The organism is Enterobacter cloacae complex sp. GF14B (assembly GCF_004136805.1).
GTDB classification, from domain to species: domain Bacteria; phylum Pseudomonadota; class Gammaproteobacteria; order Enterobacterales; family Enterobacteriaceae; genus Enterobacter; species Enterobacter hormaechei_C.
This window is the reverse complement of sequence record NZ_QFRV01000029.1, coordinates 25181-44645: the sequence shown is the minus strand read 5'-3', so window position 1 is coordinate 44645 and position 19465 is coordinate 25181. Positions and strand designations below refer to the sequence as shown.

18 protein-coding genes are annotated in these 19465 nt (G+C 56.2%); 7 read left to right on the top strand and 11 right to left on the bottom strand.

Annotation, left to right across the window (positions count from 1 at the left end; all coding sequences use genetic code 11):
- Window positions 1-2 precede the first annotated feature (2 nt).
- Genes DD606_RS11750 through DD606_RS11730 form a run of 5 tightly spaced genes read right to left on the bottom strand, consistent with a single transcriptional unit; the run spans window position 3 to window position 6499 of the window.
- Window positions 3-437: a globin gene (locus tag DD606_RS11750; RefSeq protein ID WP_022651691.1), complete on the bottom strand. Its 435-nt coding sequence runs from the start codon at window positions 435-437 to the stop codon at window positions 3-5.
- Complete coding sequence (locus DD606_RS11745; protein WP_022651690.1) at window positions 434-1828, bottom strand: DUF3131 domain-containing protein; 1395 nt, start codon at window positions 1826-1828, stop codon at window positions 434-436. Before DD606_RS11745 ends, DD606_RS11750 begins: the two co-directional genes overlap by 4 nt.
- Window positions 1813-3360 (bottom strand): DUF3131 domain-containing protein, encoded by a 1548-nt coding sequence (locus tag DD606_RS11740; RefSeq protein ID WP_032609971.1) that lies wholly within the window; start codon window positions 3358-3360, stop codon window positions 1813-1815. Before DD606_RS11740 ends, DD606_RS11745 begins: the two co-directional genes overlap by 16 nt.
- Window positions 3357-4688, bottom strand: coding sequence for a DUF3131 domain-containing protein (locus tag DD606_RS11735; RefSeq protein ID WP_003862249.1), 1332 nt, complete (start codon window positions 4686-4688; stop codon window positions 3357-3359). The genes DD606_RS11740 and DD606_RS11735 overlap by 4 nt, the downstream gene beginning before the upstream one ends.
- On the bottom strand, window positions 4685-6499 hold the full coding sequence (locus tag DD606_RS11730; RefSeq protein ID WP_023323634.1) for a glycosyltransferase: 1815 nt from the start codon (window positions 6497-6499) through the stop codon (window positions 4685-4687). Before DD606_RS11730 ends, DD606_RS11735 begins: the two co-directional genes overlap by 4 nt.
- Before the next feature lie 282 nt (window positions 6500-6781).
- Here DD606_RS11730 and opgC point away from each other — a divergent pair, with 282 nt between their 5' ends.
- Genes opgC through DD606_RS11705 form a run of 5 tightly spaced genes read left to right on the top strand, consistent with a single transcriptional unit; the run spans window position 6782 to window position 10887 of the window.
- Window positions 6782-7999 carry an OpgC domain-containing protein gene (gene opgC / locus DD606_RS11725; RefSeq protein WP_129258678.1) on the top strand — a complete coding sequence of 406 codons (1218 nt, stop codon included), beginning with the start codon at window positions 6782-6784 and terminating at the stop codon, window positions 7997-7999.
- A 10-nt stretch (window positions 8000-8009) separates the two neighbouring features.
- The gene (locus tag DD606_RS11720; RefSeq protein ID WP_003862255.1) at window positions 8010-8909 is read left to right on the top strand and encodes a hypothetical protein; all 900 of its coding nucleotides are present in this window, start codon (window positions 8010-8012) and stop codon (window positions 8907-8909) included.
- 8 nt (window positions 8910-8917) lie between these two features.
- Window positions 8918-10132 (top strand): PP2C family protein-serine/threonine phosphatase, encoded by a 1215-nt coding sequence (locus DD606_RS11715; protein ID WP_023323632.1) that lies wholly within the window; start codon window positions 8918-8920, stop codon window positions 10130-10132.
- On the top strand, window positions 10122-10460 hold the full coding sequence (locus tag DD606_RS11710; RefSeq protein ID WP_058647808.1) for an STAS domain-containing protein: 339 nt from the start codon (window positions 10122-10124) through the stop codon (window positions 10458-10460). Before DD606_RS11715 ends, DD606_RS11710 begins: the two co-directional genes overlap by 11 nt.
- 7 nt (window positions 10461-10467) lie before the next feature.
- Window positions 10468-10887, top strand: coding sequence for an ATP-binding protein (locus DD606_RS11705; protein ID WP_022651685.1), 420 nt, complete (start codon window positions 10468-10470; stop codon window positions 10885-10887).
- 100 nt (window positions 10888-10987) lie between these two features.
- On the opposite strand, the gene DD606_RS11700 is transcribed toward DD606_RS11705, so the two are convergent.
- From DD606_RS11700 to DD606_RS11675, 6 genes are all read right to left on the bottom strand, one after another.
- Complete coding sequence (locus DD606_RS11700; protein WP_059370922.1) at window positions 10988-12163, bottom strand: hypothetical protein; 1176 nt, start codon at window positions 12161-12163, stop codon at window positions 10988-10990.
- Window positions 12164-12174: 11 nt separating this feature from the next.
- Complete coding sequence (locus tag DD606_RS11695) at window positions 12175-12966, bottom strand: HpcH/HpaI aldolase/citrate lyase family protein (protein ID WP_003862266.1); 792 nt, start codon at window positions 12964-12966, stop codon at window positions 12175-12177.
- Window positions 12948-13691: an alpha/beta fold hydrolase gene (locus DD606_RS11690; protein WP_059370924.1), complete on the bottom strand. Its 744-nt coding sequence runs from the start codon at window positions 13689-13691 to the stop codon at window positions 12948-12950. Before DD606_RS11690 ends, DD606_RS11695 begins: the two co-directional genes overlap by 19 nt.
- 8 nt (window positions 13692-13699) lie before the next feature.
- Entirely contained in the window at window positions 13700-14464 is a 765-nt protein-coding gene (locus DD606_RS11685; RefSeq protein ID WP_129258676.1) for an SDR family NAD(P)-dependent oxidoreductase, read from the bottom strand.
- A gap of 3 nt (window positions 14465-14467) precedes the next feature.
- Window positions 14468-15790 carry a histidinol dehydrogenase gene (gene hisD, locus DD606_RS11680; RefSeq protein ID WP_129258674.1) on the bottom strand — a complete coding sequence of 441 codons (1323 nt, stop codon included), beginning with the start codon at window positions 15788-15790 and terminating at the stop codon, window positions 14468-14470.
- Between the two features lie 75 nt (window positions 15791-15865).
- Complete coding sequence (locus DD606_RS11675) at window positions 15866-17104, bottom strand: MFS transporter (protein ID WP_003862274.1); 1239 nt, start codon at window positions 17102-17104, stop codon at window positions 15866-15868.
- Window positions 17105-17412: 308 nt separating this feature from the next.
- On the opposite strand from DD606_RS11675, the gene DD606_RS11670 reads away from it, so the two are divergent.
- Both DD606_RS11670 and DD606_RS11665 read left to right on the top strand, forming a co-directional pair.
- On the top strand, window positions 17413-18483 hold the full coding sequence (locus tag DD606_RS11670) for a LacI family DNA-binding transcriptional regulator (protein WP_003862277.1): 1071 nt from the start codon (window positions 17413-17415) through the stop codon (window positions 18481-18483).
- On the top strand, window positions 18480-19451 hold the full coding sequence (locus DD606_RS11665) for a nuclear transport factor 2 family protein (protein ID WP_015571630.1): 972 nt from the start codon (window positions 18480-18482) through the stop codon (window positions 19449-19451). Before DD606_RS11670 ends, DD606_RS11665 begins: the two co-directional genes overlap by 4 nt.
- The last annotated feature ends 14 nt before the right edge of the window (window positions 19452-19465 follow it).

Here is a 19465-nt window from a genome sequence, read left to right as displayed (position 1 = left end):
GGTTACTCACCTCTGGCCTTATAGTGCAGCTCCGCCTGGCGGCGCAGATACTCCAGCCCGGGGGCAATTGCCATCGCCCAGGCTGTGAGGATCTCTTCATCGCAAAGTGGATCGCAGGCGCGCACGGTCCTGAGCATTGCCTCCCGCCAGAGGCCGAAAAATCGGGGTGGCAGGCCTAGTCCTTCATCACTCTGCTCCCGCGCCAGGCGTTCCAGAAAATCGGGTACAAACAGCGCACCGTCAACGGCAAGCATGGCGAAAAAGCTCTTGAAGATCGTCTGCTGGCCATCTCCGCCCTGGTCCCGGGCAAAGTGCTGTTCTGTCTCCGGTGACATATGGACAAACGTTTCCCAGAACGTTTCAAAAAAGTGCCGTTTATCATTTTCCGGCAGGACGCGGTTCAGGCTGGCGTCAAAGAGATCGCGATAAAATTTCATGGTGCGGCCCTCAAGGCACGTTCGCCGGGCAGACAGAGGCCGGGCGGATTGAAAGGATCCGACGTGCGGCGGGCAAAATAGCCATCATTCTTCACAAGGCCGTTTTCAAACAGCGGTCCGGCGTTGTGTTTGTACAGCAGCGCTTCCAGCACCATGGCGTTCGTCGAGAGGGTTAGCGTCGGGTTGATATCGCCGGTGGCCTCAACGCGGCCCTCAAACCAGCCCTGTTGCGGGTTATTCAGGTGTCGGGTTATAGCCATCAGGGCATCGGTATATTCGTTTTCCCACAGCGTCCAGAGCATGAAGACCGCTTTGGTGGTCACCTGTGCCAGCCGGGGATAGCTTTTACCGTCATCGCCCAACGTATTCCAGGCGTAACCATTTCCCCAGACGGTGTCCTCGACGTGCCATGGCGCCTGAGAGAGGTAAAAATCGGCGCGTGCGGTGAGTATGCCGTCGTGCTCCCAGCGCGTTTTTTGGCTGAGCCATACTCCTTCGGCCCGGGCGCGCAGCCTTTTTTGAATATCGACGGCCACTCCGGGAGCCTGCCAGCCAAACTCCAGACCCGGGAGCATCGCGGGGAGGGTGGAGAGCAGCGATGGCTGCCAGGTTGTTCTTGGATCGCGCGCGTCAACGGCGAGGCTGCGCTGGTACATGATGACGTTCTGGGAAGGCGGGGAAAATGCCTTGCCCGCCGGGAATCCCCACAGCCGAAACGCGCTGGCGGCATATTCGCTTTCACCCAGCCGCAGTTCGTCGCGTACCAACAGCTGTTCGTTCTGCTCGGACGCAGACCACAGCTCCCCGTCTTTATCCACCACCGGACAAAAATTCCAGCGCAGGATGATTTTTTCCAGATATTCGCGGTACTCAGGTGCTCGCTCGGCAGTGAGACGCAGGGCCAGCATCAGCCGCGCCATATCTTTCGCCGACCATCCGCGCTGCGCCGGTTTTCCTGTGAAATCGATGGGCGTGGCCGTACGGCTGGAATAGAGTCTGCCTGGCGTGCGGGTTTCGGTCAGCGTCAGGCGATTGAGTGTTCCGAGCAGGCGCGTCAGCCGTGCATCAAACTCGGCCGCCTGGATCAGACCCAGCTCGCGAGCTGCCAGCAGGGCGATAAGCGTATCGCCCATTTGCCACAGCGTAACGCGTGGCTGTTTATCGCTACCGTTGACCAGCCCTGTCTGAGGCTGTGTGTTATTCTCAAAATAGCGCCAGGCGATACCCGCCCACTCCCGCTCCTGTGGGGTCAGGCTACTGATGCGAGCGGTGGTGTGCCAGCCGCCTTTGGTCAGCCAGCGCCACCCTGCGCTTTCGCAGCTGAACAGGGCGAAGGCGATAATAAGAATGAGGACGGCGGCAGCCAGCCAGCGGGCTAAGGTCTTAAGCATTGTGCGGTCACCGGCGGCAGTTTCACAGGCTCGTCCGTATTACAGGTAGCACATTGACAGGCCTGGCAAGCGGGTTTGGTGCGCAGAGTGGTCCCGGTTTGTTCACACCATGTCTTCACTGCGGGCGTACTGTTCAGGAATGGACGGTTGCGCGAGGCATTATTAGGCTCAAAGAGATCCACCAGCTTTTTTTCCCACAGGGAAGGGGCAAAGTGGGGATCTTTGGGATTATCGCTGTTGAACTGCAACAGCTTGCCCTCTTTTTTGAACAGCAATGCTTCAAGCATGATGCCGTTGTTATTGGCCGTGAATTCTTTGATGGGGCCGTCGCCGTTTTCGTACAGCCCTTCATAGTAGCCTTTGCCCGCCTCGTTGGCGTTTTCAATGGCGTCCAGCAGGCGGTCGGTATAAGGCGAATTCCAGAGAACCCACATCCCGAGCGCCGCTTTCAGAGAGACGGCGGCCGTATTGGGAACGTACACGCCTTTATCGGTGATGGTGTTCCAGTTGAAGCCGTCGCTAAAGACGGTGTCGTAGACGAAGTAGGGTGACTGATCGAGTTGATGCTCAGAGCGAGCAGATAAAATACCGGTGATGGCGTAGCGATTCTCCTGCGCCTGGTAAACCCTGTCGGCGAAGTTTTTCATCCACGGATGGGTGTAGTCACGCGGGCTGTTTTCCCTGTCCGTCGGTTTGTCGAAACCAAATTCGAGGCCGTAAAGCACATAGGATTCGGTTACGACGTAATTATGCTGGCTGGTAAGGCGCGGATCGCGCGAGTCATAAGGCACCATTACGCAGTAGATCTCAGCCAGCTCGTAGGGCTGAGGCTGGCTGGCCTGACAGGTGCCAAAGCCCCACAGCGCAAAGCCCGCTGCACCATACTCTTCGTAGCCCAGCCGCCCCTCCTGCACGTACTTTGGCTGGCCATTTTCCAGGTAGGCTCCGTACATCATTCCACAGGGGTTGATGACGTTGGTGAAGTTCCATCCCAGCAGCACGTTATCAATGCTGTTGCTGTATTCCGGATAGCGCTCCTTAATGACCTTCAGCCAGATCAACATCCTGCCGATGTCCAGCGCCGAGAAGCCAATCTCGCCAGGTTTGTTCTGGTAGTTAACCTTCTGACCTGTGATGGTGTTATAGGCTTTATTGGGCAGTTCGTTGCGGAATAAATCCAGTTTGTTCAGGGTAGCGAGTAATTTCAGCATTCTGCGATCGAACTCAGCTTTATCAATAATCCCCAGCTCCCTTGCGGCCGTCATCGCGGCCATATAAGAGGCGCTGTCCCACATAGTGGTTGAGGGGTATTTATTAACGGCATTTACCAGGCCGGTTGTGGGCTGATAGTTAGCAACGAAATATTGCCAGGCGTTTTTGGCAATAGTCATCTCGCGAGGCGTGAGTTCGCCGCTACGCGGTGGGTAATCAGAAGCGGGAAGTCCAGCCGCTGCCTGTGCCGCAGAGAGTGAGAGCCAGCACGCCACAAGCCCGGCCAGAAGAGGAAAAAAGAGTATTGATTTCAGCTTCATGGCTTCGCTCCTGCTGAAGAGGTTTGGGGAGTGGCGGGGCCAGGGCAGGCCAGACAAAGCATTTGACCGTGGGCAATGTACGCCAGGCTTTCGAGGACGACCGCATTGGTATCGGCATCAACGATCTCGTTCACGCTGCTGTTGAGGTTAAGCCCGCGCTGCCAGCCCTTGCCCGGTACCTGTAGCTTTTGCACCTGCTGGCGCAGTGCTTCGCTCCAGCCGTTGCGGAACAGGGCGTACCAGGCAAAGGCGGTGCGGGTCGAAGTCATCGCCGTTTGCTCCGGCGTGGCGTCAAGCAGAGCGCTATTTTGCAGCGGCTGGCGATTGGGCAGATCGTTGACGTAATCCGGCGCGGGCTCGGCGTAATCGGTGCTGATCGGCGGCTTGCGGACCCGAAGGCTATGTCGACGCTGTTGGATCTGCATTATGCGCCATGTGATTTCTGCGCTCTGCGCATCAAAACCCAGCTCAAGCCCCGTTAATAAATAGGGAAGGCTGATAAGCGAAGGTTGGCGACCCCACGGCGTACGCAGCCCCTCGTCGGGCACCATTATTCCGTCGATGTCGATCATCTGCTGCCCTTCTGGTGGATTCGTCACTGCCAGTCCCGCCGCGCTGTCGATCAGCCGAAGCGTATGGCTTGCATAAAGACGATAGCCGAAGCTGTTTCTCGGCTCGTCCGTCGCCAGCGCCCAATGGTGGAGCGGGACCGCGGCCTGGCTGGTGGTGTTATTGGCAATCAGGGCGCCCATCTTCCAGCGATCGAGCAGATTGCGTACGGCGCCAGCGTGCTGAGGATAACGCCACAGCAGCGTTTGCAGGGCGTTAAGCAGGCGGCCCATGCCGATAGCCGAGGCGTCCGGTTTGCCCAGGGTCTCAAGTGTGTCGGCATGGTAATAGGCGGCGGGCAGCCCCTGAGGATTGAGTGGAAGGCTTGCGAGGGCCGCCAGTGCGGCCGCGATGCGTTCATCAAACTCCTCGGAAGTAAGAACGTTGAGCTGCCTGGCGGCTGCAACCGCAAAAAGATAGCTGCCGGTGCTCCACAGGCTGAGCCAGGGTTCGCCGTCGTGCGCGTTGGCCAGGCCATTCGGCTGCGTGTTGTTCACATAATATTGCCAGGCCACCCGCGCCCAGATGGCTTCTTCGAATGTCAGTTCACGCGGAGCGGGCAAGGGTGGGAAATCGTTACTCAGCGATATCCCTGCGCTGCTCTCAACGCGTGTCGGCATCTGTTTTTCAACCCAGACGACAATAGCGAATCCCAGCAGAAAGCCGAGCAGAATGGTGAGGTAGCTGCGGGCTGACAAAAGTGCGTCGCGTTTTCTCATTCGCTCACCTCTTCTTCAGCCGGGGTCCACATGGCGGCGAAGATCAGCGGCAGCATGGCGGCAATGTTGACTGCACCCCAGAAGATATTGATAACGTAGCCGGACGGATCGTCAACCTGCCCACGTGCAACCTGAATACCGCCCCAAATCAGCCCCGCCAGCGTGAGCACGACGATGGCGATTTGCGGTTTCACCAGGTATAGAAACCGTCCCGTCTGCCTCTCTTTGGGGGTAACGTGGAATTTGATCTGCTCTCCGCGCAGGACTGTGTTGAGCGCGCGCAAATTCATGGAGAAGAATGAGAGATACGATGCTCTGCCATCCCAGGCTGATATTCCCCAGGTGCCGAACATAAACGCCAGCTCCGAAACAATAAAAAAGGGCAAAAAATGAAGATAAAAGGGTTCAGACCAGGCTGATACAGGCGGAATGCCGGTAAACAGGTAAACAATGGGCGATATCAGGAAAACAGTGTTCCACACGCAGGCCAGATAGGACCAGAAGGTGGTGGCGTACATCAGCGTTTGCGGCAAAGAGAGCTTAAAACGGCGGCGGCTGAAAATATTGTCATGGAACAGAATATCCAGTGAACCCGCGGCATATTTGAAGCGCTGGATCATCCACGTCAGCATATCCTGCGGTGAGAGCATTTTCGATTCGATCCGCGGGTGCATTACCGAGCGCCAGCGGCGGGCGGCATCGCCGTGGAGCAGGATGGAGGTATAAATATCTTCTGAAACGTGAAATTTATAGGGCGTGAGTTCCGTGTCGAAGGCCACGTGGGGACGCATGGCGTCCTGAAGGGTTTCACGCATGACGGGATCGCGAATGTCCCGCGTGTGGCGATCGATCTCTTCTTCTATCGTCCAGACGTAGCTGCGCAGCGCTGCCTGCATTACCGCTTCGCGCCTGTGTACAGAGGCCGCACCGCAGCAGAAGGCGGCGTTGGCCCAGTTTCGCCGTCGCAGAATGACGTCATAAAACATGCGCGGATCGTTAAAAAAGGGATCGCGGCCGATGGTTACTGGCCCGATGAACTTCTGGGCGAGCCATCCCAGCCCGTATCCCGTTTTGCCTGCTTTTCGCCCAAGCCAGCGCGCGAGGTTTTCCCCCTCCGGCAGGTCGAAGAACCACTGCGGTGTCTGAACCCAGGCCACGTCAGGGTCACGAAAGTAGCCCAGCGTGTGGCTGAGCAGAGTGGGGAAGACCCGGGTATCGGCATCGCAAATGATCAGGAAATCACCGTCGGTTTGCTCAAGTCCGTTTCGCAAGTTACCGGCCTTAAAGCCAATATTGGTCTGGCGGGAGATGTAGTTTGCGCCTTCCTGATCGCAGACGGCTTTCATCTCCGGACGCCGGCCATCATCGAGCACGTGCACCTTGTAGTCCAGCGGGCCGGGGTAATCCATCTTCATGGCGTCCCGAATTGAAAGCCTGACCAGCTCAACATCTTCTGAATAGGTTGCGATAAAAAGATCGACCTTGATGGGTCTTGAGGCTTCCGCGTCTTCGGAGCGCAGGCAATCATTGATCTCAATCGGGGGCGGATTTTGCGGCGGATCGTCTTCTTTCCACAGGTTTATGGTGAATAGGACTGTGCCGATCCAGGCCAGGGTTTCAGCCAGCACTAATGGAATGGCATACCACAGCGCGTCGGTATTTAAGGAAGCTGTCCAGCGCCAGTAAATATAATTAGCGCCTAAAATCAGCGAGGCAACCGCCAATACCTGCCATGTTAACATGACCCATCGCGGTGTCTTAAGCGGTTCAGGCGGCTGGCGATGTTCAAAACGGGTAAAATAAAAATCCATAGAGAAGGATATCCTGTTTCCACGATAGTTATTAATTACAGACCCGTTACTGACAGGGAGCGCAAAACGGAAAATAACGTCCGTAAACAAAAAGTAAAGTAAGTGTAGATGGCGGAGGAAATAATTCCAGAGAGGTTAAAACTCGATTGTTTACACGCGCTAAAATAACTGTTAACTACGCTTAATAATATTTGAAGCGTTATCAAAAATTGCCAGATGCTTTTGTTTACGCTATCTAAATAAAATACAAGAAACTTTTTAGCATGGAGAACGCGACGCCCCATGAGCCAGATTGCGCCTGTGCTTATAAATAAAGACGTTGAAAAACCAACGACATGGCGTTACATCGCGTCGGATAAACGTGATTTACGTATTGATTTTATGCGCGGTATCGCCTTAGTGATGATGGTGGTGGCGCACACGGAAGTGATGTCGATATTTAATATAGTTACCTGGGAAAGGTTTGGTCTGGTCACCGGCGCTGAGGGTTTTGTGATCCTTTCAGGATTTATGCTGGGAATGTTAAACCGTGTAAGATTGCAAAAAGCAGTATTGTTGACTATATCCTGGGGGCTTTATCTGCGTGCATGGAAAATATATCGGATAAATATCATCATTATTCTTTCATTTTTACTGTTAGGATATCTGCCGTTTATTAACGTCTTTGAGGTGACCCATTTTACCGATCGTTACTCAGGTACAACCTGGTCACTGTATCCGGTGACGCCGCAAATTAAAGAAACCTGGTTTAACATTGTCCTCTACCTGCAAATTGGCCCTCATCAAACGCAAATCCTTGGGCTCTATATTTTTCTTCTGCTGTTAAGCCCCCTGTTTTTGGGGATGCTCCAGAAAGGATACGTCTACTGGCTGCTGGGTTTATCGTTGCTCGTCTACGGCGGCTGGCAGATGTGGCCGGTACGCGCTACGCCGTCTCAGTTTGAATTCGCGTTTCCGCTGCTGGCCTGGCAGTTTATTTTCGTGCTGGGTATGTGCAGCGGTTGGTACAAAGAGGATTTGATCTCTTTTGCCCGTACGCCCGCCGGTAAGGTCGTGCTCGTGGCGCTGGTGATAATTGCGCTGCTTCTTGGCTTTATCGCCCAGAACCATACCAACCCGTTTATGCCGCCCGCACTGCTAATGCACAGCCTCTCGCCGGAGGACTTCAACGCTTTTTATCATACCTGGGCGGCAAAAAATGGCCTTGGGCCCGTCAGGGTACTTAACGATATCTGTCTGATGGTGACCGTCTATTTGGTGCTGACCTGGTGCTGGCTGCCCCTGTATCGCCTCGCAGGCTGGTTTCTTATTCCGCTGGGTCAACATTCGCTTTATACCTTTATTTTGCATGTCTACGTCGTATTTCTGGTAAGCCAGTTCGTCACGTTCGATCTGTGGCGCCAGGACTGGATAGTGAACACCTTCATTCACGCTGCGGCGCTGGGCGTGCTGTGGCTGATGGCGAAATATAACGTCGCCGCGCGCTGGATACCTAACTAAGGAAGGGCTGATGCGGGATAAATTTTTGCTGACCTGCGCACTGCTGTGCGTTGCCACTGGCGCAGAGTCGGCGCCGAAGGACGATGCGGATTCACTACGTGACAAGAACGGCGAGCCGGTGCAGGCTGGCGTGTTCACCAGCCGCTGGGGTCGCCTGTTCTCCGGTAATGAAGACGTCTTCTCTGGCGCGCTGAGCTTTAGTTCGGGACTAAAAGAGCAGTGGATGACTATCCCTAACAGCTCGGACACCGCAGAGCAGAAACGTAAATACAACCAGACGCTTAATCTCAGCCTGCAATACTCACCCTACAGTTACTGGTTTGCGAACGTGACATCGCGTTTGCCGGTGACGGACACCAGCCGCTACACGGCCGATTTTCGTTACAGTTTTGGCTATGATGACTGGCATGCCAACACTTTCAGCCTGGTGTACAGCAATTACGGGGATAACCGCTTCTGGACGTCAGGAAACCGTCGCCACACCTATTTTGAGCAGGGGGCCGTGACGCTGGCGTATAAATTTTCACTGCCGAAACCGATAGAGAATACGCTCCTGATTAACAAAGGCGACTCTATCATTTGCCAGATGGGCTACAGCTGGGTTCCGCGTTATTACGATCTGGACAGCAACGATATCCGCAAAAACAAGAACGTGGTATTGGGCGGGTGTGGTTATACCTTTAAGCAGCACTTCTTCGTGCGCGCCACGGCGTTCTGGTTTCCGGACAGCAGCCAGCAACAGCCCTGGAACGGCGACTACAGCTATAGTTTTGGCTATGCGGGTTATACGCCAGGTTCATTCTCTGTTCAGTATGCTAACTACTCCGGCACCCGTTACCCCGGTCACCAGAGCGGCAGCGGTAAATTCCGGGAAGGCACCGTCAGCGTCATCTGGTTCTTACCGCTTTAGGAGGGCGTATGTTGTCACAGCACGTCCTGATAGTTGAAGACTCACTGGTTTATCGTCGCCTGCTTAGCCGAATGCTGACGCAGTGGGGGTATACCGTCTACGAGGCGGAGAACGGCGTTGCCGCGCTTGAGATCCTCGAAAACCAGCCAGTCAGCCTGGTGATCAGCGACTGGGATATGCCGGAAATGGATGGCCTGACGTTGTGCCGGGAGGTTCGCAGCCGTCAGTTCGGACATTATGTTTATTTAATTTTGCTTACCGCACGCGAAGAGCCGGGCGATCTGACGGTGGGGTTTGACGCCGGTGCGGATGATTTTCTCAACAAGCCGGTCGAGCAGAGTGAGCTACGGGCGCGATTGCACGCGGGGGCACGGGTTCTGTCCCTTGAGGCCACGCTTGCTACGCGTAATGCACGCCTCAGTGAGGCGTTAAGGCAGATAGAGCAAGACCTTGAAGTGGCGGCGCGGATCCAGCAGTCGGTTCTGCCTGCGCATCAGTTGCGTTACCGGGATTACTTTGCAGACTGGATTTTTTTGCCGTCAGCCTGGGTGTCCGGCGATATTTTCAATGTCTTCCCGCTGGACAATCACCTGGGATTCTACTGTGTAGATGTGTCGGGGCACGGCGTTGGTGCGGCGATGATGTCACTTGCCGTGGCCCGTCAGTTTCTGCATGGCAGGGCGGTAGAGCGTTTTCTGTTTGCAGACGATAGCGACGTTGCCTCCCCTGCGGAAGTCGTTCGGATCCTGAATGGTCGCTTTTGCAGCGAAGAGGTTGAGATAATGAGTTATTTCACCATGATTTACGGTGTTATCGACCTGACAACAGGTGAAGGCAAGCTTTGCCAGGCCGGGCATCCTACGCCGTTCATTGTGAACCCTGGCGGCGAGGTCAGGACGGTCGGTGAAGGCGGCGCGCCGGTAGGATTGATGCCGGATCTCAGCTGGTCAGACGTAAGCTTCTCGCTGGCGCCGGGTGAGCGCCTCTGCCTGTTTAGCGATGGCATCACCGAGTGTGAAAATCCTGACAACGAACAGTTTGGTCAGGCTCGTTTGCAGCGTCGGCTTCAGGATGACGCCACGCTCGCACTGGAACGGCTCTTACCGCAGTTTGCGCAGCATCTTATACGCTGGCGCAGCGGAAAATGCCGTGAACAGCAGGCCATGGCAGACGATGTTTCCTTATTAGTGATTGAGCGTACAGGAGTAAACGATGAACATTGATACAGACCGACTGGACGACGTAAACATTATGACGCCTTCGGTGCGCCGACTGGACGCCTCGGTGGCGGCGGTATTTAAGGAAACTATTGCCCGGGAGATTGGGGTGGATCGTAAAGCCCTGATAGTCGATTTCAGCAAAATCGATTTTATCGACAGCAGCGGCCTTGGCGCACTGGTTTCCCTGCTGAAGATGATGAACGGTAAAGGTGAAATGATGCTGTGTGCGCTGAACCCCGGTATACGCAACATGTTCACCCTGACCCGTATGGATCGCATATTTCGCATTTGCCCGGATCGCGCTACGGCACTTTCGCATCTAAATCAGTGAGTTGACTGTGGCTAACGACATTACTTTTCCCGCCACGTTAACCTCCGTCTCGCCGCTTGCGGCATGGCTTGAGCGTCAGATGGCTTCGCTGTCCGTTAGCGATGACTGGCGCTTTGCGCTCGATCTCGCCGCCTGTGAAACGGCTACCAACATTATTCGTCATGCGCTACATGAGGATCCGGAACGTTGCTTCACCGTGGAGTTCATCGTTACCGTCTCGGACGCGGCGCTGCGTTTTACGGACGATGGCGATAAATTTCCCGCTGAACGTCTCGCGGCGGTGCGTGACGACGCGACGTTCGATGCCTCTCTTTTGGCTGAAAGCGGCAGAGGACTGAAACTCATTTTGTTGTATGTGGATAATTTCACGGTAGAAAATATTGCAGGGAAAAATATCACCGTTCTGGAGAAGAGGATGGTCGGATAATTGTGACGTTTAAGAAGGTCCGATCAGGGCTGTATGTGGGTATTCACAATGGCGCAGTGATCAATCTGCGCCAGTATCGTGATGACGAGCACAAGCCCAGTCAGGCCTCCGCCTGCCATTTTGCCAGTATCGCACCGGCCCGACGGGCCGTAGCTGGCAGGATGTCGGCATCCGCCACGTAGCCATCAGGATCGATACAGCGATTGTGTTCTCTCGCCTCGTGCAGGATCGCCTCGTCCCAGTAGAGGCGCTTACGCTGATCGCCCCGGGTCGTCAGAATAAACTCCACATTGCCATCAACCGCGCGGTAGCGGCGCCAGCTGTTTGCCGGAATGGAGATCACCGAACGTTCCGGGGCGATAATGCTGACTTCCTTACCCGCCTCGTTCCAGGTCACCTCCAGCTGGCCTTTAAAGACCATGATCACCTGAATATCCGGGCAGAGATGGCGACCGACAATGTGGTCGTCAGCAAGACGCAACCATTCGACGGAAAAACCGTGCGGGCTCAGGATAGCGGGAGCGGAATCCCGATCCTGTGAAATGCCAAAACCGATAACCGGCGCAATTTCGCCGCCGTGTCCCGGCAGCACCGAATCCAGCAGTCCCTGTGCTGACCAGCGGCGGTCATCACCGGTTACCGCACGCTGGCGCATCTCCTCAACGCTGTAGTCACGCAGACCGGCAATATATTGCTCTGACAGCGGCGTCAGCAGCGCGGCGGGATCGGGCTCTGGTTCACCTGGCTCCTGCGCAATCAGCATATTATCCTTGCTGAGATACATACCGTATTCGCTGGCGGCCGCCAGCACTGACGGGTGCCAGATGATGCCGCCCGTGTTGTCCCCGCCGAGCACGGTAAATACCATGCCGCAGGTATCTTCTTTACTGACGTTGGTGAAACCGCGGAAGATCCAGGTCGGTATTGAGAGGATGGTGGGCGCGCTAAATTCAGCTTCATGCTCGCCGTTGGCGCCCCAGCGAAAACGCCACGTCCCTTCATGGATCAAGAACACTTCTGCGGTGAAATGCAGATGCAGGTTATTCGTCACCCCTTTTGGCATAGCCGCCGCGCCAATGTTAAAGCCGTGCGGCTCGGGAATATTGACGACCTGCTCGCTGGACTGGGTTACACCCGGGCCGATGAAGGAATAGTTTTGTTTGAGATGCGAGCCGGGCAGCTTGCAATCAATAAAAGCAAGATTGCAGGAGACCATATCGTCGGGGGCGATTAACCGTGTTCGTGCCTGGCTCTGGGTAAGATGGATAGTTTTCATCATTTCTCCTTTTAATAACCGGATGCACCGGTGGTAGGGATGGCGTTGCCGCGGGCGAGGGCAATGGCTTCACGTGAGGCGCGACCCAGCTGCATAACGTCGTTTGCAGGGGTAACAAACTGGAAACCCTGAGCAATACGCGCTGCCGCGGCCGCGCCGGAAGTGCAGAAAATACCGGCAATCTTTTGCTGCTGGCGGCAGCAGTGAATCACCCGCTCAATAGCAGCAAGCATTTCGGGATGTTGGGATTCGGCGCTGGCACTGCCGGTCAGCGTCAGCGAGAGATCGTTGGGGCCAATAAACACACCGTCCAGCCCTTCGGTATCAAGGATGGCGTCAAGATCCGCCAGCCCTTGGCGGGTTTCGATCATTGCCAACGTCAGGATCTCGTCGTTGGCGTGCTGTGGATAATCGCTGCCGCCATAGAGTAGACCTCTGGCCGGACCAAAGGAGCGAACCCCCAGTGGTGGATAGCGACAGGCCGCGACAAAACGGCGAGCCTGTTCCGCGCTGGAGATCATCGGGCAGATTACGCCGTAGGCTCCTGCGTCTAATACGCGCATGATTTGCGCCGGATCGTTATCTGCCACCCGCACCAGCGGCACGGCAGGCGTGGCCGATAGCGCCTGTAGCATCGACAACGCGCTGGCAAAATCAATCATGCCGTGCTGCAAATCGACGGTGACGGCGTCGTAACCCTGATGGCCCATAATTTCCGCGCTATACCCGGAGGGGATTGCCAGCCAGCCGTTAACGATCGGAGTATTTTCCAGAAATACGGTCTTTAAACTGTTTTTGCGCACTGTATGCACTCCGTTATCCACTGACGCAGCAGCGGCGCGATCTCATCCGGGGTTTCCAGCGGAATAAAATGCCCGCCAGCCTCCACCGTATGCCTGGTCACGTTCGCATTGCCGGCTGCCAGTAGTTGATGATGATGAGGCGTGCAGATAACGTCCTGCGCGCCGTTTAGAAGTAATGTGGGGCAGGCGAGGGCGTTAAACGCAGTCCGGTTGTCCTGCCGGTGAATGGCCATTTCCGTTTGCCCGGCAAAGGTCTCAATGCCGCACTCTTGCGCCATTCGGCAAATAGTCTCTTGCAGGATCCGATCGGACAGACGTGACGGGGCGACATAGCTCTGCCACAGCGAGGAGACCAGCCAGTCGGCCAGGCCCTGCGCCTGGGCGGTGTGTACCGCTTCCCGGCGTGAAGCGAGGGTGTCTGGCGCAACGGGCAACGGATTAACGGAAATCAGCGTCAGCCCGTTCACTCTTTCTGGCGCGTCGGCGGCCATTTGCAGCGCGACAATCGCGCCGAGCGAAAAGCCCGCCAGCAGAAAGCGCGGTGGCAGAACCTTTAATAATCGCCGTGACGCCTGCGGCGCGGACTCTGCGCCCGTCAGCGTGATGCACAGCACCGCTGAGACGTTCAGCCTTTCAATGACGGGCTGCCAGAGCCGGACGTTACACAGGGTGCCACCAAGCAGCACCAGCGGCAGATCGGTATTGTCCAGAAGCGGATATTCCATTGCATCCCTCACGTAGCCGTCCAGCCGCCGTCAACCATCAGGGCACTGCCGGTGATCAGCCCGGCGGCGTCTGAGGCGAGGAACACCACCGGCCCCATAATGTCCTCCAGCCTGCCTAACCGGCGCAGCTTGATATTGTCCAGCACGTAGTGGCGGAACGCCGGATCGGCAAGCGACGAACGCGTCAGGTCGGTTTCAATGAAGGTCGGGCACAGCGTATTGACGCGGATCCCCGCATCGCCCAGCTCCAGCGCCATCGTTCGGGTTAACCCTTCTAGCGCGAATTTGGAAGCGCAGTACACGCTACGCTCGGGGCCGCCAACGTGTCCCATTTGCGATGAGATGTGAATAATCGCTCCTCCCTTACTGCCCGCCCGCATTCTGCGCGCCACGCGCTGGCTGACAAAAAAGGTGGCGCGCAGGTTAAGCGTCATCACCGCATCGAAATTGTCCTCGTTCACCTCAAGAAACGGCTGGTGGCGGGCCAGCCCGGCACTGTTCACCAGAATGTCGGGCGTGGGCAACGTCGCCAGCACACGCTCCACCTCCTGAGCGTCGGTAATATCCAGTTCCAGCGGGTGGAATGCGAGGCTGTGTTCCGCTGCCAGACCTGCGGCATGCGCAAGCGCCTCGCGGCCCCGGGCGGCAATCCAGACCTCTGCCCCTGCCTGTGCGAGGGCGACGGCGGCAGCGAAGCCAATCCCTCTTGACCCGCCGGTCACCAGCGCGCGTTTGCCGTGCAGGGTGAAAGAGGGCGTTTGCAAAAGCGTCATGGCTTACACCTTTTCCCTGACCGGGGCCGGTGTGGCGTAGGGAACTTCCGTCTGGCCATAACGGCGCACGCGAATATTGGCCTGCTCGGCATGTCCGGCGAACCCCTCCAGGAGCGACAGACGCGAACAATAGCTGCCGATTTCGGCGGTGGCTTCGTCGCTGAGGACTTTCTGGAAGGTGCAGGTTTTCATGAACTTGCCCACCCACAGGCCGCCGGTATAACGTGCGGCTTTCTGCGTGGGCAGGGTGTGGTTGGTGCCGATCACCTTATCGCCGTAGGCCACGTTAGTACGTGGTCCAAGGAACAGCGCGCCGTAATTGGTCAGGTTAGCCAGTAACCAGTCGTCCCGGTCGGTCATCACCTGAACATGTTCGGAAGCGATACGATCTGCCTCCAGCAGCATCTCTTCGTAGCTGTCGCAGACGATGATTTCCCCGTAGTCCTGCCACGACTGGCGGGCAATGTCGGCGGTAGGAAGCTTTTCCAGCAGCCGTTCCACTTCGCTGAGCGTCTCTTTGGCAAGCTGGAGCGAGTTCGTCAGCAGGATGGCAGGGGTGGTGACGCCGTGTTCGGCCTGGCCCAGCAGATCCGTTGCGCACATTTCCGCGTCAACCGTGTCATCGGCAATCACCAGCGTTTCCGTCGGACCGGCAAACAGATCGATACCTACCCGGCCGAACAGCTGTCGTTTGGCCTCCGCGACGAAGGCGTTACCGGGGCCGACCAGCATATCGACCGGTGCCAGCGAGTCCGTGCCCAGCGCCATGGCGCCTATCGCCTGAATGCCGCCAAGGGCATAGATTTCCGTTGCGCCAGCCATTTTTTGCGCCGCGACGATCGCCGGGGCGGGCTGACCGTTAAACGGCGGGGCACAGCTGATAATTCTTGAGCACCCCGCCACGCTGGCGGTAATGATCGACATGTGCGCGGAGGCGAGCAGGGGATATTTTCCGCCAGGCACGTAACATCCCACGGCGTTAATCGGAATATTTTTATGCCCGAGAATAACGCCGGGACGCGTTTCAATTTCCAGGTCCCGCAGACATTCTTTCTGCGCGCGGGCAAAATTCGCGACCTGCTGTTGGGCGAATTCAATATCCTGAATATCCTGACGGCTTAACTGTTTTATGCAGCGGTCAATCTCCGCGGACGTCAGACGATAATCCTGACGGTCATAACGATCGAATTTAATGGATAATTCGCGAATGGCTTTATTTCCGCGTTTTTCAATATCCGCAAGTATTTGTTCAACCGTTTCTCTTATTTGCTGGTTGGCTTGCTGGCGCTCTTCGGTAGATTTACCGGTTTTTAATTTCCAGGACACTCGCTTCTCCTTACTTTTTTCAGATGTCAGTTGTCCTCCCGGCGAGCCGGGAAAGGGTATTTACTTCAGAAAGGGTTATTGATCCGGCGCGGCAGCGTACGCACCGTTTTTTAATAATTGGGCTGAGGTTTGCGATTTACGGGCATATACCCATCGAGCGGACAGCGGCGTGGCAATAGCGGCCACAACGGAAAGGGCGGCAATCAATATATAACCGGACGACAGGTTAATATGTTGCATCATTACGCCCATCATTACCGGCCCGACAAACATGCCGCAGGAATAAATGGTCTGGAATAGCCCCATTCGCGTGGATTGTTCATCAGACGAGGTATTCACTACGCTGAGCGACATGAATGCTGCAAAGGCCATACCGAACGAGAACCCCGCCAGCGCCTGCCACAGGTAAATAACATAGATATTGCTGGTGAAGGGAATGCCGAAAGTGGATATCACCTGTAAAACGATGCCGAGCACGGCGGTTTTTACCAGCCCAAGGCGCTGATAAAACACCGAGCTGCACAGGGCGATGGCCAGCCCGTAAAAAAGAAGGTGAATGTTACCCAGCAGCGCGAGGATCCCCGCCCGGGCGCCAAGCTGCTCGGCATAGACCGGCGTCAGCGTGTCGCGGGTGGCGAAGGGCACCAGAATGACGACGGTCGCCAGAATGCCAATCAGCCAGACGGAACGGTCGGCCAGCTGCTGGCGCGCGCCGGTAATGCAGGCTTTAAGCGTGGGGGCCTGAACCGGGTCGTGCACGTCCTGAATGCGGGTCGTCAGGATCAACGCCACCAGGGCGGAGATGCAGGAGACAAAAAAGGCGATGTTATTGGCGAAATAGTGAATCAGCACCGCGCCAATACAGTTGCCGAGAAACACGCCGATGGGCCCTGCAAGCGCCAGCAGCGCGACGGCGGCAGGGGCTTCGTTGCGACCGAAGTAACGCATGAACAGGATGTTGTACAGCACCCAGGTCGCCGCCGTGACGCCGTCTGCCGCTTTCGCCAGATACAGCGTAATGGCATTGGGTTCAAGCCAGGCAATCGGCCAGGCGATAATTGGCAGCAGCAGGCCAATCTGGATGAAGATCCTGCGGCTTTTAACCACGTCGGAAATAATGCCTAACGGGAAGCGTATCAGAAGGGTTGCCAGACCAGACGCGCCCATAATGATGCCCATGATCTGTGGCTCAATGCCCTGGTTGATCATCATGGGGGCCAGGAATGCATCAATGCTATGGATGCAGATAAAGAACAGGATGCTGATGATAAAAAAGAGCCGGGCTTCCCGACGGCGTAACAGTGCTTGAAACATGGTTTTGAACCTCTTGAGAATTAATGGGTTATAACCAGTCAGGGACGACGTTTACCGGTTCAATCCTTTGGGCGACTCCTGTTCTCTCCGGTACCATTGACGGTATGAAAACTCTTTGCATACGTATTCAAGATTTGAAGTTACGAAAAGGTTTCATGTTTGTAAAGTGATCTCGATCTTGTTGTGAGAATTTTAATTTTTTGTGTTGCATACGCATGCAAAGGTGGTGTAAGTATAAAAAACACCCACTTGCTGAGGCGTTTGAAGCACGCGCAAATGGGCAGGACGTTGATAAGGAATCAGGGGTAATGAAACGTAAGACTTTTGCAGCAGTCACATCCCAACAGGTCGCTCAGCTGGCGGGGGTATCGCAATCTGCGGTGTCGCGAACGTTCACGCCGGGGGCCAGCATTTCGCCGGCAACGCGTGAAAAAGTGCTGAAGGCAGCGCGCGAGCTGGGTTATCGCCCGAATGCGATCGCCCGTTCGCTCAACACGGCTCGTTCGCGCATTATCGGTGTCGTCATTTCTTACTTTGATAACCCCTTTTACTCGCAGGTGCTGGAGGCGCTGGCGCAAAAGCTGGATACGCTGAACTATCACCTGCTGCTGTTCGTTGGCGACCGGGAAGGCAACGTTGACCGTATTTTTGACCAGATTATGCAGTACCGGGTGGATGGTATTGTGCTGGCCTCGGTAACGCTGTCGCTGGAGTTATCTGAAGAGTGCCTTGCCGCCGGGATCCCGGTAGTGCTGTTTAACCGCAGCGAAGAGAGTGGCATGGCCTCCAGCGTCAACAGTAATAACGAAGCGGCCGCGCGGCAGATTGCCGAGTTTCTGCTGGCGGGGGAGCACAAGCGTTTTGCCTACGTGGGCGGCGTGGCCGATTCCCCGGTCAATATTGCCCGCCAGCGCGGGTTCATCTCCACGCTGGAAGAACATGGCATCACCGATGTGCGGGTGGTGCACGGGAATTACGACGCTCAGCAAACCACCCGGGCAGCCTATACCCTGTTTTCGACGTCGCCAGCGCCGGATGCGGTCTTTGTCGCCAACGATCATATGGCCGTCACGGTAATGGATGTGGCGCGCTATGAGTTTGGTTTGCGCATTCCGGAGGAGGTCTCCGTTGTCGGGTATGACGACATTGGCCCTTCCGGCTGGCCCTCTTATGCGTTGACCTCGGCGTCGCAGCCGGTCGGCGCGATGGTGGATGCCACGGTGGAACTGTTAATGAAACAAATTGACAGCGGAACCATAGAGCCTGAACAGATTACGGTGCCCGGTACGCTGGTGATACGCCACTCGGCGCGTCGCCCACGCAGCGGCGTTATCGAAACCAATGGTTTAACGCTATTCCAGTCTAAGGAGCGCACATGACCAGATTGCGGGGCTTCAGCCCTCAATTCGACTCTATCCAGCAGTTCATTTTGACGCTGACGCACGTGGTGTGGGAGCAGAAAGATATCGGCCAGCTGGCGGATTTTTACGCCACGCCGGTGGTTTTCACTACCCCCGAAAAACAGCTGCATGAGCTTTCCCAGTTTATGCGCCTGACGCTTGAGGCGATGCACAGCTTCCCGCAGCGAGCGGTGCTGACGGAGGATATTCTGTGCAGCCAGAACCCGGGGGATGAGTACTATGCGGCGCAGCGTACCGTAGCCCGCATTCAGCACCAGGGGGAGGGATTTTTTGGCCCGCCGACGGGGAAAAATGTCTGGGTCCGCACCTGGGCCGATCGCATCTGTGTTGATGGTGCCGTACGCCAGGAGTGGCTGCTTCAGGATCGTGCCGCGATTGTGGCGCAACTGGGGCTGGATGTCCGCGACTTTGCTTTTAACCTGGCGACCATGCGCCAGCAGCTTGGGCTGGAATCTGTGTCTGCTGAGACGCTGGACGCCCGCTGGGCGGGCGGGCCCGAGGGCGACGACGTGGAAGGGGCGCTGGCCGGGGTCGTTGAGCGCTACTTAACGATGTGGGCGGGCGGTAACAGCGGCGTGGTGCCCGGTCTCTATCACCCGGCGGCGACGCTGTACGCGCCGGGGCACTGCCTCTGCACCGGCGAACAGGAAATTGGCGCACAGCTTTCCGGTTATCGCGCTTCATTTGCCGACAGCGAAACGCAACTTCATCACCTGATTGTGCGTAAAGATCCTAATGAGCCGATTCGACTTTCATTGCGCTGGTCGTTGTTAACCTGGCATGACGGTTACGGCAAATTTGGTGCGCCGACCCGTAAACCCATATCAATTACCGGTATCAGCCAGCTTGAATTACGTGATGGTTTAATTTTCCGTGAATACCTGGGGATCGATGAATTAGCGATTTGGTCGCAAATATTTAATTAATGGGGCGGCAGCCC